Source organism: Amycolatopsis australiensis, assembly GCF_900119165.1.
GTDB lineage: Bacteria > Actinomycetota > Actinomycetes > Mycobacteriales > Pseudonocardiaceae > Amycolatopsis > Amycolatopsis australiensis.
In genome coordinates this window covers 2,209,718-2,224,930 of the sequence record NZ_FPJG01000006.1, presented here as the reverse complement: position 1 = coordinate 2,224,930, position 15,213 = coordinate 2,209,718, and the positions used below count along the sequence as shown (strand labels likewise).

Annotated in this window: 15 protein-coding genes; 5 read left to right on the top strand and 10 right to left on the bottom strand. The window is 72.1% G+C overall.

Going from position 1 to position 15,213, the window contains the following annotated elements; all coding sequences use genetic code 11:
* Window positions 1-29 precede the first annotated feature (29 nt).
* Window positions 30-437, top strand: coding sequence for a hypothetical protein (locus BT341_RS11980; RefSeq protein ID WP_072476363.1), 408 nt, complete (start codon window positions 30-32; stop codon window positions 435-437).
* On the opposite strand, the gene BT341_RS11975 is transcribed toward BT341_RS11980, so the two are convergent.
* The gene (locus BT341_RS11975) at window positions 415-1,773 is read right to left on the bottom strand and encodes an MFS transporter (protein WP_425426344.1); all 1,359 of its coding nucleotides are present in this window, start codon (window positions 1,771-1,773) and stop codon (window positions 415-417) included. The two genes, BT341_RS11980 and BT341_RS11975, sit on opposite strands and share 23 nt — an antisense overlap.
* A 109-nt stretch (window positions 1,774-1,882) precedes the next feature.
* On the opposite strand from BT341_RS11975, the gene BT341_RS11970 reads away from it, so the two are divergent.
* Window positions 1,883-2,833, top strand: a complete 951-nt coding sequence (locus BT341_RS11970; RefSeq protein WP_072476362.1) for an Lrp/AsnC family transcriptional regulator — start codon at window positions 1,883-1,885, stop codon at window positions 2,831-2,833.
* A gap of 16 nt (window positions 2,834-2,849) precedes the next feature.
* On the opposite strand, the gene BT341_RS11965 is transcribed toward BT341_RS11970, so the two are convergent.
* Entirely contained in the window at window positions 2,850-3,050 is a 201-nt protein-coding gene (locus tag BT341_RS11965) for a zf-HC2 domain-containing protein (protein WP_072476361.1), read from the bottom strand.
* A gap of 318 nt (window positions 3,051-3,368) precedes the next feature.
* Here BT341_RS11965 and BT341_RS11960 point away from each other — a divergent pair, with 318 nt between their 5' ends.
* Both BT341_RS11960 and BT341_RS11955 read left to right on the top strand, forming a co-directional pair.
* Window positions 3,369-3,605: a hypothetical protein gene (locus tag BT341_RS11960; protein ID WP_072476360.1), complete on the top strand. Its 237-nt coding sequence runs from the start codon at window positions 3,369-3,371 to the stop codon at window positions 3,603-3,605.
* A gap of 355 nt (window positions 3,606-3,960) precedes the next feature.
* Window positions 3,961-4,863 (top strand): glycoside hydrolase family 19 protein, encoded by a 903-nt coding sequence (locus BT341_RS11955; RefSeq protein WP_425426343.1) that lies wholly within the window; start codon window positions 3,961-3,963, stop codon window positions 4,861-4,863.
* Window positions 4,864-4,922: 59 nt separating this feature from the next.
* On the opposite strand, the gene BT341_RS11950 is transcribed toward BT341_RS11955, so the two are convergent.
* From BT341_RS11950 to BT341_RS11935, 4 genes are all read right to left on the bottom strand, one after another.
* On the bottom strand, window positions 4,923-5,750 hold the full coding sequence (locus BT341_RS11950; protein WP_072476359.1) for a dioxygenase family protein: 828 nt from the start codon (window positions 5,748-5,750) through the stop codon (window positions 4,923-4,925).
* A 78-nt stretch (window positions 5,751-5,828) separates the two neighbouring features.
* Window positions 5,829-6,719 (bottom strand): helix-turn-helix transcriptional regulator, encoded by an 891-nt coding sequence (locus BT341_RS11945; RefSeq protein WP_072476358.1) that lies wholly within the window; start codon window positions 6,717-6,719, stop codon window positions 5,829-5,831.
* Window positions 6,720-6,870: 151 nt separating this feature from the next.
* A complete protein-coding gene (locus tag BT341_RS11940) occupies window positions 6,871-8,037 on the bottom strand; it encodes a thioester domain-containing protein (protein ID WP_072476357.1) in 1,167 nt (388 codons plus the stop codon).
* 300 nt (window positions 8,038-8,337) lie between these two features.
* The gene (locus tag BT341_RS11935; protein ID WP_072476356.1) at window positions 8,338-8,943 is read right to left on the bottom strand and encodes a TetR/AcrR family transcriptional regulator; all 606 of its coding nucleotides are present in this window, start codon (window positions 8,941-8,943) and stop codon (window positions 8,338-8,340) included.
* A 70-nt stretch (window positions 8,944-9,013) separates the two neighbouring features.
* Between BT341_RS11935 and BT341_RS11930 the strand changes: the two genes are divergently transcribed.
* The gene (locus BT341_RS11930; RefSeq protein ID WP_072476355.1) at window positions 9,014-10,243 is read left to right on the top strand and encodes a cytochrome P450; all 1,230 of its coding nucleotides are present in this window, start codon (window positions 9,014-9,016) and stop codon (window positions 10,241-10,243) included.
* Window positions 10,244-10,475: 232 nt separating this feature from the next.
* Here BT341_RS11930 and BT341_RS11925 read toward each other — a convergent pair whose 3' ends face one another.
* The 4 genes from BT341_RS11925 to BT341_RS11910 form a co-directional block, all read right to left on the bottom strand.
* Window positions 10,476-12,695, bottom strand: a complete 2,220-nt coding sequence (locus BT341_RS11925; RefSeq protein ID WP_072476354.1) for a heavy metal translocating P-type ATPase — start codon at window positions 12,693-12,695, stop codon at window positions 10,476-10,478.
* Window positions 12,692-13,543, bottom strand: coding sequence for a hypothetical protein (locus BT341_RS11920; protein WP_072476353.1), 852 nt, complete (start codon window positions 13,541-13,543; stop codon window positions 12,692-12,694). Before BT341_RS11920 ends, BT341_RS11925 begins: the two co-directional genes overlap by 4 nt.
* 29 nt (window positions 13,544-13,572) lie before the next feature.
* Entirely contained in the window at window positions 13,573-13,779 is a 207-nt protein-coding gene (locus BT341_RS11915; RefSeq protein WP_072476352.1) for a heavy-metal-associated domain-containing protein, read from the bottom strand.
* Window positions 13,780-14,166: 387 nt separating this feature from the next.
* Window positions 14,167-15,213, bottom strand: a complete 1,047-nt coding sequence (locus BT341_RS11910) for an FUSC family protein (protein ID WP_245804942.1) — start codon at window positions 15,211-15,213, stop codon at window positions 14,167-14,169.

Here is a 15,213-nt window from a genome sequence, read left to right as displayed (position 1 = left end):
ACCCGGGCAGGCACGAGAGCGGAGGAAGCGTGGCGGACTGGGGCGATCTGGTCGCGTACATCAGGCAGGAGTACCGGGTGGTGCGCGACGAACCCGACGAAATCCGCATCCGGCTGGTCTTCGGCGACGACCCCGACACCGAGCAGCGGGCGCAGATCATGGTGATCGCCCGCGAGATCCTCGACCAGCGCGAAGACTGGGTGCAGATCGCGACGCCGTTCGCCCGCCACGACGAGGTCGACCTCCTCGACGTGCTGACCGAGGTCGGCGAGTCGACCGTCGTGGGCGGGCTGGCGGTGATGGGCGACCACCTCGTGCTCCGGCATTCGCTGCCGCTGATCAACCTCGACATCAACGAGTTCATCGACCCCCTGGAACTGGTCGCCGGCGCGGCCGAGCTGCTGGAACAGCAGTTCACCGGCCGCGATGACTACTGAGTCGTCGCCGGGGGCTCCGCCGGCCGGATCCCCCGAAGCCGAGGGGCGCGACAGCCACGGCGGCGGCCGCGGTGAGTCCGGCGGCGACGCCGAACGCGGTGGCCGCCGTCCCGCTGCTCAGGTAGAGCCCGCCGAGCAGGGCGACGCCGAGAGTGCCGCCGAGCTGCTGCACGGCGTTGAGCAGGCCGGCGGCCGAGCCCGTCTCGTGCGGCCGGACCCGCCGCAGAGCGGCGGTGAAGAACGGCACGGTGAACGTGCCCATGCCGAGCCCGCACAGCGCGAGCGCGCCCGGGACACCGCCCGCCGTCGCGAGGATCCCGGCGAGCAGCAAGGCCAGCCCGGCGAACATCACCCGCGCGCCGAACTTCGGCACCAGCTTGGCCCCGGCGAACCACGACGCCACGGCGAGGCCGGCCGAGAGCGGCAGCAGCGTGAGGCCGGCGGTGCGGACGTCGGCGCCTTCGCCGAGCTGCAGCCGCATCGGGATGACCTGCATCAGCCCGGTCATCACCGCGAAGAACAGCAGCGACCCGGCGAGCGCGGCCGGGAACCCGCGGCTGGCGAACAGGCTCGGCTCGACCAGCGGCGCGGCCGCGCGGCGCTGGTGGAACCCGAACACGACCAGGAGCGTGACGCCGGCGGCGAGCAGCCACCGGTTCGTCCCGGCGGGGTCGATCAGCGGGTAGACGAGCAGCCCGGTCCCGGCGACGACGAGCGCGGTCCCGGTGACGTCGAGCCGCGGCCGTTCCCGGGCCCGGTCTTCCCGCAGGAACCGCGCGGCGGCCAGGACGGCGAGGCCGAGCGGAACGTTCACCAGGAACGCCGCCCGCCACGACACCGCGTGCGTCAGCAGCCCGCCGAGCAGCGGTCCGGTGACCGCGGACAGGCCCATCACCGGGCCGATGGTGCCGAGGGCCTTGGCGAGTTCGTCGCCGTCGAACAACGCGCGGATCAGGCCGATGGTCTGCGGGATGATCAGCGCGGCCGCCGCGCCCTGCACCGCGCGGGCGCCGATCAGCGGACCGGCGGCGGGCGCGGCGGCGCAGGCGAGCGACGCGAGCGCGAAGCCCGTCACGCCGATCTTGAAGATCCGGGCGCGGCCGAAGACGTCGCCGAGCTGGCCGCCGGTGATCAGGAAGACGGCGAACGGCAGCGTGTAGGCCGCGCTGAACCACGGGATGTCGGCGGCCGGGCCGGGCAGCTCGGCGTGGATCACCGGGCCGGCGACCTGGACGATCGTGGCGTCGAGCAGGTTCATCGCCTCGGCGGTCAGCAGCACGGCCAGTGCGGCCCAGCGGGCCCGGGTCTTGGTCCCGGTCATGGTCTCGGTCGGCAAGAGGTGCCCCCTTTCGTCGTTGCCGACCTTCGCCGCGTCGGGGCTTCTGGTTCCACTTCTCGCGAATAACTTGCGGATTTCTTCCGTCGAGTATGGTTCCGTGAGAGATATGACCATCGCTCTCGACGAAGTGGACCGAGCGCTGATCCACGCGCTGCACGTCGACGGCCGGGCGCCGTTCACGAAGATCGGCGACGTCCTCGGCGTCTCGACGCAGACGGTGGCGCGGCGCTATCGCCGGCTGCGCGCCGAAGCGTCGCTTCGCGTGGTCGGGCTGCCGGACCCGCAGCGCGCCGGCCAGGCCGAGTGGATGGTGCGGCTGACGGCGACACCGCACACGGCGCAGGACGTGGCGCACGCGCTGGCGCGCCGCGCCGACACGGCGTGGATCAAGCTGATGTCGGGCGGCACGGAGATCTGCGTGAACGTGTCGACGGCGGCGGCGAGCGACCATTCGCTGCTGCTGCGCGACATCCCGCGCACGGCGAGCATCACGGCGGTGTCGGCGCACCAGGTGCTGCACCGCTACTTCGGCGGCCCGGCGGCGTGGCTGGGCCGGGCGTGCGCCCTCGACCCCGCGCAGGTGGCGGCCTTGACACCGGCGCACGACGGCGCCGGCAAGCCGCTGACCGGCGAAGACGAGCCGTTGATGGCGGCGTTGCAGCGTGACGGCCGGGCGAGCTTGGCGGAGCTGGCCGCGGCGACGGGCTGGTCCCCCGCGACGGTGGCGCGCCGCCTGGCGGACCTGCAAGCGGGCGGCACGATGTTCTTCGACCTGGAGATCGACCCGGCGACGCTGGGCGCGACGACGCACGCGCTGCTGTGGATGTCGGTGGCGCCGGCTCATTCGGACGAAGTCGCGCGAGAGCTGGCGACGCACGCGGAGCTGGCGTTGGTGGCGGCCACGACGGGTCCGGCGAACTTGGTGGCCCACGCACTCTGCGCCGACGCGGCGGCGTTGCACCGGTACCTGACCGAGCGGCTGGGGGCGTTGGAGGCGATCCGGTCGCTGGAGACGGCGCCGGTGCTCCGGACGATCAAGGCGGCGGCGTCCCGCTGAGCCTCCGCGCTCGGTCCTATGTGGATTCGGCGGCGGGTTCGGCGGCGGGCTCGGCGCGGCCGAGGTGGTCGAGCATCGAGCGGACGGCTTCGAAGTCCCGGACCTCCTGGCGACAGTCCGGGCACGCCGCGAGGTGCCGCTCCACCTGTGCCGTCTCGGCGGCGTCGAGCAACCCCAGGCTGTACGCCCCGAGGTCGGTCCGGTCGTACCGGGCCATGGATCGCGTCTCCGTTTCCGCGTCCCGCAAGGGAACGCCCGCACTACCGGACGTCTCCAGGGTCCTGGCGCGCACGCGGCACCGGCGCGGTTCCCGCGTTTTCCACCCGATCGGCCGACAACTTGCGGCGGCGAACAGCCCATGTGAGTGACGCGGGATCGTCACGGATTCCACCGGTACGGACACGGAAAGCACCGGTGCCGGGAATTTCGGCGATTCGGCGTCATGGGTCGCGCGCCGGTTCGTCGGACCTGCGTCAGGTCGGGATTTTCCCGCCTCGACCTGGGTGAAGGCGATCCGAAACGAGGAGAGCGAGCGATGACCGTACGAAGCCACCGGACTGACGTCGTGCAAGAGGTCGGGGTGTGGCTGGCCGGGGAGTTCGCGGGACGGCTCCCGGCGGCGGAGATCGACCGCGTCGTCAAGCTGACGCGGCTGGACCTCGAAGGCAGTATCGCGCCGGAGGAGCTCGGGGAGATGCTCCACCGGCTGGGCCGGGCCCGGTTGCAGCGGCTGGCGCAGACGGCACCGATCCGGATCCCGCAGGCACGCTGAACAGCCGGGGCGGTGATCACCTGCCCCGGCACCCGCTGGACATACGTCGGCGGAAACCGTCCGTCCCCAGGGTTTTCGCGGCGGACGCGCCCGCGGCCCGGACAAGCGGACTGCCCGTTCCCCGACGCCAGGCTCACCCGCGGCGGAACCGGCCCCCGCCGCCGACCCCGGGACGGTTCACTCCGGGAGACGTTCGCGCACACCCCTTGCCCGGGCCCGCCCCCATTCCTTGACTGGACTAGACCAATCTGCTCTAGTGACCGGTGTCACCCTCGTCCGGCCGGATGAGCCCCTCTTCGACACCGGACGCCCGCCGCGTCCGGCGATCAGTCGTGGCCGAAGGAGTGAGCCAGTCTTGAGAAGACGTCTCGTCGCGATCCTGTCCGCATTCGCCGCCGTCGCCGGGCTCGTGCTCGGCGTGCCCGCCGCGACCGGCCAAGCCCCGAAAGCCGCGGCCGCCGCCTGCACCGCGCCCGACTGGGTCGCGGGCCAGTGGTACGACGTCGGCGCCATCGTCCGCTACACCAACGGCGGCTACTACCGCGCCAAAAACGCCAACCCGGGCTACGACCCCGTCATCAGCACCTGGTACTGGGAACCCTACGACTGCGGCGGCGGCACGAACCCCGGCAACCCGGGCGCGTTCGTCGTCAGCGAGGCCCAGTTCAACCAGATCTTCCCGAACCGCAACAGCTTCTACACCTACAGCGGCCTCACCGCCGCCCTCTCCGCCTACCCCGGCTTCGCCAACACCGGCGACGACACCGTCAAAAAGCAAGAAGCCGCCGCGTTCCTCGCCAACGTCAGCCACGAAACCGGCGGCCTCGTCTACATCGTCGAACAGAACACCGCCAACTACCCCCACTACTGCGACGCCACCCAGCCCTACGGCTGCCCCGCCGGCCAAGCCGCCTACTACGGCCGCGGCCCCATCCAGCTCAGCTGGAACTTCAACTACAAAGCCGCCGGCGACGCCCTCGGCATCGACCTGCTCGGCAACCCCTGGCAGGTCGAGCAAAACGCCGCCATCGCCTGGAAAACCGGCCTCTGGTACTGGAACACCCAGACCGGTCCCGGCACCATGACGCCCCACGACGCCATGATCGGCCAACGCGGCTTCGGCGAAACCATCCGCAGCATCAACGGCTCCATCGAATGCAACGGCGGCAACCCCGCCCAAGTCGAGAGCCGCGTCTCGAAGTACCGCGAGATCAGCTCGGTCCTCGGCGTCGATCCCGGCGCCAACCTGTACTGCTGAGCAGGCGGGGTCCCGGGGTGCAGAACCGGGACCCCGCCCTCCTCACGGACGCCGGGCGCTCACTCCGCCCGCCACAGTGCGGGGACGGACGGCGGTTCCCAGCCCGGCTGGGCGGTGTGCCCCTGCAAGCACACGTAGCCCTGACCGCCGTAGGTGACGCGGGCGCCGGCCGCGTACGTCGTGCCCGCCGCCCACGTCGTGCCGCCCGGCGGGGTCGACGACGGCGGGGCCGACGACGGCGGGGCGGACGTGGTCGGGCCCTGGGGCACGTCCAGCACGAAGTCGAACGCGCCTTCCTTCGCGGAACCGTTGTCCCGCACCGTCATCAGCAGCCGCGCGTCGAAGATCGTGTCGGTGTTGTTGCGGGGCTCGTTCGGGAAGTACAGCTGCGTGGTCAGGACCGGCCTGCCGGGTGCCTGGACCTTGACGTGGATGTGCCGGGTGCGGCCGGGATAGAGGCCGGGCACGATCGTCGACAGCCGGAACGCGCCCTGCGCGTCCGTGTACTGGTGCCCGCGGAACGTGTAGCCGACGCTGTCGTACGCGCCGTTGACGTCGGCCTGCCAGAAGTCCAGCAGCGCGCGGTTCACCGGCCGGCAGGCCAGCCCGAAGACGTACCCGGACACGGTGAGCCGGGTGCCCTGGGTGCCGGGTGTGACGAGGTCGGTCCGTTCCGGCGAGTTCGGCTTGAAGTACGGGCCTTCGGTCTGCTCGATCGTCGGCTCGTCGCCGTCGTGGCACGACGGCGTCAGTTCGGGGGCCTGGCCGCCGGCGGCGGTCGTGCGGGCGAGTGCCGGGCCGCCGATCAGCGCGACCGGTGCGGCGACGCCGGCCGCCAGCGCGGCGCGCAGCACCGTCTTGCGGCTGAGCGTGTTCTCTTCGTCCATGCCTGCTCCTCGTGGGGGCGTCGGGGATCCCCTCGAACGTAGGCAGCGCGCCGGGTGCGCGACGATGGACGGACTCGGTCAGTCGTGGTGAATCTCCCCGCCGCGGCGGAAATCGCCCGGGCTCAGCCCGGTTTCCCGGCGGAAGAACCGGCAGAAGTACGCCGGATCGGCGAATCCGACGCGGCTGGCCACCTGCCGCACGGTGAGGTCCGTGCGGAGCAGGAACCGCTGTGCCTCCCGGACGCGCGCCTCGCGCAGCAGCTGGGCGGCGGTCCGGCCGGTCGCGGCCTTCACCGCCTCGGTCAGGTGGCCCGGGGTGACGCCGAGCCGTCCGGCGTGCGCGGCCACCGACCACAGCCCCAGATCGGGACGCGCGGCGAGCCGGGTGAACTCGGCCGCCACGGCCCGGGCGGGCGCGGGCGGCGGCGTGCCCAGCAGCCGTCCGGCACGCACGATCAGGACGTGCACCAGTGCCCGCAGGACCGACTCGGCGCGGTCGCCGCCGCGGCGGTACTCGTCGGCGAGATCGGTGATCAGCCGCGTGACGGCGGCGTCGGCGCGCGCGTCCAGTTCGAGCCACGGCCGTTCGCTCAGCCGCCGCAGCAGCTCCCGGTCGCCCGGGTGGTCGAGGAGGAAGTCGTCGGTGAACACGACGACGTGCCCGGTCAGGCCGCGCACCTCCGCCCACTGGTGGACCTGGCCCGGCGCGATGACACCCAGGTGCGGCGGCCGCAGCGGCCAGCGCGCCAGGTCCACCACGTGCGTGCCGGTGCCGCCGGTGACGTGGACGAGCTCGTGGAAGGTGTGCCGGTGCGGGAACTCCGCACGCGACAGCGGCCCGATCTCGTCGAACGTGCCGACGGCGAACGGCGGCGCGTGCGGCGCGGGCACCTCCAGCCGGTGCATCGGCAGCTCGCCCGCCCGCGGCGGCGGGCAGGGCGTCCCTGGCGGAACGGTCGTACCGCGCATGGTCTCGTCCCTTCGGCGTCCGGCCGAAAAGTCTAGACCAATATGTGCGGTGTTTCGCCGGGTTTGCCCCGAAGATCGCAATCCGAACGTCGGAGACGAAACCGGGGCCGGTCCCCTGTGGACCGGCCCCGGTGTTCGGTGGTTCAGCGTGTCACGCGCGGCTGCGGCGCCGGTTCAGCAGCAGCATCAGCGCGCCGCCGCCGAGCAGCAAGCCGCCGACGGTGAACGGAACCGCCGCGTCGACACCGGTGTTGGCGAGCTCGCCGCCACCGCCGGTCGAACCGGCCGGGGTGCTGGGCGCGGTGGTCGCCGTCGGGGCCGCCGCCTCGGACCAGCTGGCAGCCGCGTTCGCGGTCACCTCGGTCTTCTCCGAGCTGGCGACGATCAGCGACTGCGCTTCTTGCCTGGCGTAGTTCTCGGCGACGAACAGGCGGCCGGTGTCCAGCTCGCCGGTGGCCTTGAGCGTGAAGCCGCCCTTGCCCGGCTGGGTGCCCGCCGGGACGTCGACGTAGAGCTTGCTGCCGTCCTTGACGTCCGCGGCCTTCAGCTCCTTGCCGTCCTTGTCGGTGATCTTCACACCGTCGGGCAGCTGGCTGGTCAGCGACGTGATGTCACCGGTGGTGGCGACGCTGTACGGGCCGATCTTGCCGCCGGCCGTGCCGTCGGTCTTGTCCGCGGCGATGTTCAGCGTCGGCTTCGGCTGCTCGCCGATGCCCTTGTTCTGGTCACCGGTCAGGTACTTGTACAGCGCGGCCACGTCGGCGTTGTTGCCGGCGTCGTCCTGGTCGGACAGCGGCTTGTCCAGGTCGAGGTTCACGCCGTCGCTGAAGTGCCACACGGCCGCCTGCGTCGCGGCGATGGCCTCGCGCTCGGAGATGCCGTCGTGCGTCTCGACGCCGGCCTTCGTCAGCACATTGCCGAGGGCGTCGAGGCCGGTGGCCGGGTAGCCGTGGTGCAGCACCCAGTTGATCTTCGCGCTGTTGGTGTTGAACGGGCCGGGAGCGGGGTACTTGTTCCACGGCCGCTCGACCATGTCGACGTCGGTGCGCAGGCCGACCGTGAGCTGCACGCAGTAGAGCTTCAGCGTGCCACCCTTCGACAGCTTCATGTCGAAGAGCTTCGCGATGTAGTGCACGTCGCCCAGGCCGAGGTTGAGGGCGTACCCATCGGTGGCCTTCGCCTCGCCGGCTTTGTCCGTGACGACCCGGCCGCGTGCGGCACCGTCGTCAGCGAGGGCCGCGGGCGACCCGATCATCACCGCGGCGGCCGCGGCGAGAGCCGCGATCCCGCCACGCACGAGAGTGGACCTGACCTGCATAAATCTCCTATCCGAGCCCGAACCGTGACGGCAGGACCGCGTGGGACCAAGATCCCCGACCACGACGGCCACTGATTCGAGTGAGTGATCACCCGGTCAAGCGTGGTCGGAGCATACACGGACCACACAAGTGCTACAGGCGGTGTCCCCATTAACTCGAATGGGGTCAGGAAATGTCGAGAAACGGCCACCGGCCCCGTTTCCATCGCCGCGGCGTCACGCTCCGAAATCGGCGCCCGACGGACCCCTCGACCCGCTTTTCGCCCGCCTCGCCGGTGATCTTCTCACCGACTTCGTAGCTCAGGCGCCCCGCAGCCCGGCGGCCATCCGGCCGATGACCGCGGCGTACTCCGCCTTGACGCGTGGCTTGTCCGCGTCGGACGCCTCCGCCAGCGCCATCCCCGCCGTGCCGACCATGCCGAACACCAGCCGGGTGGTCGCCTCCAGGGGCTGGGGCTCGATGTCGCCGCCGTCCATCAGCGCCTTGACCAGCTGCTCCACCAGGCCGTACGCGTACTGCTCCTCGGCCGCCTGCCAGCGCAACCAGCCGAGGGCGATCGGCGCCTCCCGCCAGACGAGTTTGCCGTACACCGGGTCGCAGCAGCGGTCGAGGAACGCGTCGAGTGCCGCGAACGCCGCCGACCAGGGGTCCGGCGCCCGGGCCGCCGCGGTGGCGGACCGTTCGAACGCCTCGGTCTCGAGCTGCTCGAAGACGGCCTCGAACAACGCCGTCTTGTTCGCGAAGTGGTGGTAGATGGCGCCGCGCGTGGCCTGGATGTCGGCGGCGATGTCCTCCAGGGCGGTGCCCGCGAAGCCGTTCTCGGCGAACCGGCGGGTGGCCGCCGCCAGCAGGGCGGCCCGCGTGGCCGCGGAGTACTGCTCCCGCCGGCTCTTGACCGTCGACATGCGCACAGCATAGGACATACACTGTGTATGTCACCGACACGGTGTAGGTCACCACAGCTGGGGGTTTCCCATGACCGACCTGATCGAGCCCGGCGAGCTGCTGTTCAACCCGTTCGCGCCCGGCTTCTTCGAAAACCCGTACGAGCAGTACAAGATGCTGCGCGACGAAGACCCGGTGCAGGAGCACCCGCTGGGGTTCTGGTTCGTCTCGCGCTACGAGGACGTCTCGGCGTTGCTGAAGGCCGGCCTCTCGGTGGACGTCGCCAACCTGGCCGAGGGCCCGTTCGCCGAGCAGCTCGGCTACTTCGCCGCCGAGGAGGACGCCGGCGCGCTGAACCGGTCGATGCTCGACCGCGACCCGCCCGACCACACGCGGCTGCGTTCGCTCGTGACGAAGGTGTTCACCCGCCGCGCGGTCGCGGCGCTGGAACCGAAGATCGCCGGGCTGGTGGACGCCGCGCTGGACCGGATGGCCGAGAAAGGCGCGTCGGACCTCGTCGAGGAGCTGGCGTTCCCGCTGCCGTTCGCGGTGATCTCGGAGATGCTCGGCATGCCGCCGACCGACCACTCGCGGATCCGCGAGCTGAGCGGAACGCTGGTGCGGTCACTGGAGATCGTCGCCGACGAGGACACGGCGCGCGCGATCACGGCGGCCGACGCCGAGCTCACCGGGATCACGCGCGAAGTGATCGCCTGGAAGCGCGAGCACCCGGCGGACGACCTGCTGACGGCGTTGATCGCGGCGGAGCACGACGGCCAGGTCCTGGACGGCGACGAGCTGGTGGCCCAGGTGGTCCTGCTGTACGTGGCCGGCCACGAGACGACGGTCAACCTGATCGCCAACGGGGTCAACGCGCTGCTGCGCAACCCGGACCAGCTGGCCTTGCTGCGCGAGCGGCCCGACCTGGCGGCGAACGCGGTGGAGGAGTTCCTGCGCTACGACTCGCCGGTGCAGCAGACCCGCCGCGTCACGACGGAGGCGTACCCGGTGGCGGGCAAGGAGATCCCGGCGGGCACGTTCGTGCTGGCGTGCCTGGGGTCGGCAAACCGCGACGAGCGTTTCTTCGGGCCGGACGCCGACCGGCTGCGCCTGGACCGCGCGGAGGCCCGCCACCAGGTGTCGTTCGGCGCGGGCCCGCACCACTGCCTGGGCGCGGCGTTGGCCCGGCTGGAGGGCCAGGTGGCGGTGAGCCGTCTGGTGCAGCGGTTCCCGGAGCTGGGCTTCGCCGGCGACCTGGAGTGGAACGGCCGGATCAACCTGCGCGGCCCGGCGAAGTTCCCGGTGACGGTACGTGCCTGAGCGCGGCCCGCGGCGGGCCGGCTGCCGGTCAGGCCGCTTGCGACGCCGACCCGCGGCGAGTGCGGGCGGGGCACCCGGCCTGCCGCCGATCAAGCCGTCCGCCAAGCCAACCCCCGCGCGGGCGGGCCGGGCGGCCCGAAGTCGCCCGGCCCGCGGCTGAACAACCCGCGCCCGACCAAGTCGACCGGGTGGGCGGGCCGGGCCGCTCGCAGCAGCCCGGCCCATCCACGACTCAAGCCGCCCGTGAGGTGAAGCCGCGCAGCCGAAGGCTGTTTCCGACCACGAAGACCGAGCTGAATGCCATGGCCGCTCCCGCGATCATCGGGTTCAGCAGCCCCGCCGCGGCCAGTGGCAGCGCCGCCAGGTTGTAGGCGAACGCCCAGAACAAATTGCCTTTGATCGTGCGCAACGTCCGCCGTGACAGCCGGATCGCGTCGGCCACCGCACGCAAGTCGCCACGGACCAGGGTGATGTCGCCGGCTTCCATGGCGACGTCCGTTCCCGTGCCCATGGCCAGACCCAGGTCCGCCTGGGCCAGCGCCGGCGCGTCGTTCACGCCGTCACCGACCATCGCCACGACCTTGCCCTCGTCCTGCAGCCGCTTCACCACGTCCAGCTTGTCCGCGGGCAGCACCTCCGCGATCACCTCGTCGATGCCCACCTCCGCCGCCACCGCACGGGCGACGGCGGTGTTGTCGCCGGTCAGCAGCACCGGCGTCAGGCCAAGTTCGCGCAGCTGCGCCACGGCTTCGGCCGACGTCGGCTTGACCGTGTCGGCGACGACCAGGACTCCGCGGGCCGCGCCGTCCCACGCCACCGCCACCGCCGTCTGCCCGCGCTCCTCCGCCGCCGCCTTCGCGGAGACGAGGTCCGCGGGCAGCGGCTGGCTCCAGTCCTCCAACAGCGCCGTCCGGCCCACCAAGACCGCGTGGTCCTCGACGATCCCGTGCACACCGAGGCCTTCGACGTTCGTGAAGTCCTCGACCGCGGGCAGCTCGACACGCTCCCGCGCACCGCGGGCGATGGCCGCGGCGATCGGGTGCTCGGACGCGTCCTCCAGCGCACCAGCCAGCCGCAGCAGCTCGGTCTCCTCGACGCCCTCAGCCGGGTGCACGCCGACCAGGGTCATCCGGCCCGCAGTGACCGTGCCGGTCTTGTCCAGCACCACCGTGTCCACCCGGCGCGTGGACTCCAGGATCTCCGGGCCCTTGATCAGCACGCCGAGCTGCGCTCCGCGACCGGTCCCGACCAGCAACGCCGTCGGCGTGGCCAGCCCGAGCGCGCACGGGCAGGCGATGATCAGCACCGCCACCGCCGCGGTGAACGCCGCCGCCGTCCCGACGCCGCTGCCCAGCCAGAACCCGAGGGTGGCCACGGCCAAGCCGATAACGATGGGCACGAACACCCCGGACACCCGGTCGGCCAGCCGCTGCACGTCGGCCTTGCCGCTTTGCGCGTCCTCGACCAGCTTGGCCATCTGCGCCAGCTGCGTGTCCGCCCCGACGCGGGTGGCCCGCACGACCAGCCGGCCCCCGGCGTTGACCGTCGCGCCCGTCACCGTGTCGCCTTCGCCGACCTCGACCGGTACCGACTCCCCGGTCAGCATCGACGCGTCCACAGCGGACTTGCCCGCCTCGACCACGCCGTCGGTGGCGATCTTCTCGCCGGGCCGGACGACGAACCGGTCGCCGACCGCCAGCTCCGCAGTCGGGATCCGGACCTCGGCGCCGTCCCGCAGCACCGCGACTTCCTTCGCACCCAGCTCCAGCAGTGCCCGCAACGCGGCGCCCGCCCGGCGCTTCGAGCGCGCCTCGAAGTACCGCCCGGCCAGGATGAACGTCGTGACGCCGGCGGCGACCTCAAGGTAGATGTTGCCCGCACCATCGGACGGCGCGATCGTCAGCTCGAACGGGTGCACCATCCCCGGTGTGCCCGCGGTGCCGAACAGCAACGCCCACAACGACCACGCGAACGCCGCGAGCACGCCCATCGACACCAGCGTGTCCATGGTCGCCGCGCCGTGACGCAGGTTCGTCCACGCCGCGCGGTGGAACGGCCACGCACCCCAGGTGACCACCGGCGCGGCCAGCGTCAGCGAAATCCACTGCCAGTAGGTGAACTGCAGCGCCGGGACCATGGCCAGGAGGATCACCGGCACGGCGAGCACCGCGCTGGTGATCAGCCGCTGCCGCAACGGACGCGTCGGGTCCGCCTCGTCCACATCGGACTCAGCAGCTTTCTCCGGCTGAGGCAGCGTCGCGCTGTACCCGGCGGCCTCGACCGTGGCCACCAGCGTGGCCGGATCGACGCCCTCCGGCGCATGCACGCGCGCCTTTTCCGTCGCGTAGTTCACCGAAGCGGTCACGCCGTCGAGCTTGTTGAGCTTGCGCTCGATCCGGTTGGCGCACGACGCGCACGTCATGCCCCCGATCGCCAGCTCGATCTCGGTCATGACGGCCGCCCCGCCGTCGCGACGGTGAACTCGGCGGTCCGCACCACGTCGCCGTGCTTGAAGTCGAGGAACAGCCGGTACGTTCCGGCACTCGGGACTTCGGCGGCGAACTTCACCTGCGGACCGGCCGGCGTCTTCCCGTCGCCGGGTTCACCGTCCGGGTGGACGTGCAGGTAGGCGAGGTCGCCGCCGCGCAGCGCGACCAGGTGCCCATACGCGCCCAGGTACGGCTGCAGGTCGGTGACGGGAACGCCGTCGCGGCTCACGCTCAAGGTCAGCGGCGACGTCTTCCCCGCGGTCAAGTCGCCGTCGAGCTGAACGGTGTAGCCGTCGACGTGGGCGGTGCGGCTGAGCGGGTAGCTGGCGGGCTGGTAGTCCCCGGCGACCGAGAAGTCGGCGCCGAGGGTCATCGGCTTCCCACCGGTGGGCGCGAAGTCGGCGAACGCCCGGTACGAACCCGCGGCGGGCAGCGTCAGCGGAACACTCCACGTCCCGTCCGGCGCCATCGCCGGGTGAACGTGCTGGAAACCCGCCGTGTCCCGGCGGACCACGATCAGGTGCAGCTTCTTCTCGTGCTCGACGTCGAACGCGGTGACGGGCTTGCCGTCCGGGCCGGTGATCGTGAACGAGAACCGGCCCGGATCGGTGACGGTGAAGGTGTAGCCGTCCTGGCTCGAGGCGAGGCCGCCCGGCAGGGTGGCCGCCATCTCCGTGTGGCCGGGCATGGCCGTGTCGTGGTCCTCGGTCGCGGCCGCGACCGGACCCGCCGTCTTCCCGGCGACGAACCCGCCCGCCGCCAGCAGGGCGAGCGCTCCCCCGAACACGGCCAGCCGTGCTGTGGTGTTCATGGCAACTTCCTCGGTTTCGGGTCGCCGGCCTAGCCGGCGAGCTGGTAGCCGGCTTCCTCGACGGCGGCGCGGACGCGCGCTTCGTCGATCGGCTCGGCGCTGGTGACAGTCAGAGCCCCGGTGGGCAGGTCGACGGCGACATCGGTGATGCCCTCGATGGCGCCGACTTCTTCGCTGACGGAAGCCACGCAGTGCGAGCAGGTCATGCCGGTCACGGTGAAGGTGCTGGTCGTCATGCCGTCAACGTACCCCTAGGGGGTATGGGTGTGCAACCCGGGCACGGCGAATCGAGTCCGGCCTGGACGACGAGGGAGTGCGCCGGAGTCGCGCCCGGCGAGGCGGCGGAAAGGAGCGGTTCGCGACGGGCTCCGGTTTGAACCGGTCGCGAACCTGGGCCACCAGCGTCGGGCCGCAGCCCAAAGTCCCGTGACTTGCCTCCAGTCTCCGACCGCCGACGCCGAGCCGCCAGAGCCGGAAGCCCTCGACGTATCCGCCGATCGGGTGACTTCACGCCTCCGGGCGGCCCAGCGTCCCGCAGGTGAGCTGACCCACTACAAGGCGTAACGCCAACCACGTCGGCCAGCCGGCCACCATGACCTCGTGCCGGCCGAGTGGGCCGCTGATCACCCGCGAGGCGGCCCGATCGCCGCCAGCAGGTCGCGGGCGCACGCGCGTGCCGCGTACACCGCCGGGCCGCGATAGCCCGGCCCCGCGTGCTCGGCCGGGTCCAGCCGTCGCTCGGCTCGGCTCGCCGCCGCCACCGCCCGGTCCACGTTTCCGGCTTCCGCCAGCACTCCGCACGCCTCCGCCAGCTCCGCGACCGACTCCTCCAGCGCCTCCGGCAGTGCCTCGCCGGCGTCGACCGCGGCGCGGGCCACGCGCACCAGGCTCAGCACCGCGTTGGCCTGCAACGTCAGGTGCTTGCTCCGGGCGATCTCGCGGTGGACGCTCTCCCGCGACCGCCGGCGGCGCGGGGCGACCAGCACGACCTGCCGTGCCGTCTCCCGGGCCTGGGCCAGCGCCGCCAGCCGCGCGTGAATGCGTTGCCCGGCCGCCAGCTCGCGATCGGCGTCGCCGGCCGACGGTGGATCGTCGAGCCGCAGGCCGCCCAGCGCGTCGCTCAGTTCCGCGAACAGGCTCCGCTCGGCTTCGGCGAGCAGGCGGTGCGGGTCCGCCGGCACCAGCAGGACGCCGATCACCACCACGACCCCGCCGCCGATCAGGGCGTCGACCAGCCGTTCGGTGCCGGACCCGGGCCGGTGCAGCGCCAGGATCAGGATCGCTGACGCCGCGGTCTGGTTGACGAACATCAGTCCCTGGCCGAACGGGCCGCCGCCCAACGCCAGCGCGCCGTACACCGCCAGGAGCGCGGCGAGCGCGAACGCCGGCGCGCTCGTCCCCGCGACCGCCTCGACAGCCGTGCCCAGCGCGATACCGAGCGCCACCCCGCTCATCAGCTGAAGCGCCCGCTGGCCGCGCAGCACGTCACTGGCCGACAGCGAGACAGCCGCCGCGATCGGCGCGAAGAACGGTTGCGGGTGCCCGAGCACGTCGTGCGCGAGGAACCACGACACGCTCACCGCGATCGCCGTCTGGACCACCGCCCACCGCGCGCGCCGGAACCGCGCGGCGGCCGCCCGTACCACCGCGCGCAGCCGTTCCCGCACCAT

What these genes read in the sequence shown, in the direction of transcription:
- BT341_RS11930 (WP_072476355.1), top strand. Translation starts at nt 9,014, where the DNA reads ATGACCGACCTGATCGAGCCCGGCGAGCTGCTGTTCAACCCGTTCGCG.
- BT341_RS11940 (WP_072476357.1), bottom strand. Translation starts at nt 8,037, where the DNA reads ATGCAGGTCAGGTCCACTCTCGTGCGTGGCGGGATCGCGGCTCTCGCC.
- BT341_RS11935 (WP_072476356.1), bottom strand. Translation starts at nt 8,943, where the DNA reads ATGTCGACGGTCAAGAGCCGGCGGGAGCAGTACTCCGCGGCCACGCGG.
- BT341_RS11915 (WP_072476352.1), bottom strand. Translation starts at nt 13,779, where the DNA reads ATGACGACCAGCACCTTCACCGTGACCGGCATGACCTGCTCGCACTGC.
- BT341_RS11970 (WP_072476362.1), top strand. Translation starts at nt 1,883, where the DNA reads ATGACCATCGCTCTCGACGAAGTGGACCGAGCGCTGATCCACGCGCTG.
- BT341_RS11910 (WP_245804942.1), bottom strand. Translation starts at nt 15,213, where the DNA reads ATGGTGCGGGAACGGCTGCGCGCGGTGGTACGGGCGGCCGCCGCGCGG.
- BT341_RS11965 (WP_072476361.1), bottom strand. Translation starts at nt 3,050, where the DNA reads ATGGCCCGGTACGACCGGACCGACCTCGGGGCGTACAGCCTGGGGTTG.
- BT341_RS11925 (WP_072476354.1), bottom strand. Translation starts at nt 12,695, where the DNA reads ATGACCGAGATCGAGCTGGCGATCGGGGGCATGACGTGCGCGTCGTGC.
- BT341_RS11950 (WP_072476359.1), bottom strand. Translation starts at nt 5,750, where the DNA reads ATGGACGAAGAGAACACGCTCAGCCGCAAGACGGTGCTGCGCGCCGCG.
- BT341_RS11920 (WP_072476353.1), bottom strand. Translation starts at nt 13,543, where the DNA reads ATGAACACCACAGCACGGCTGGCCGTGTTCGGGGGAGCGCTCGCCCTG.
- BT341_RS11945 (WP_072476358.1), bottom strand. Translation starts at nt 6,719, where the DNA reads ATGCGCGGTACGACCGTTCCGCCAGGGACGCCCTGCCCGCCGCCGCGG.
- BT341_RS11960 (WP_072476360.1), top strand. Translation starts at nt 3,369, where the DNA reads ATGACCGTACGAAGCCACCGGACTGACGTCGTGCAAGAGGTCGGGGTG.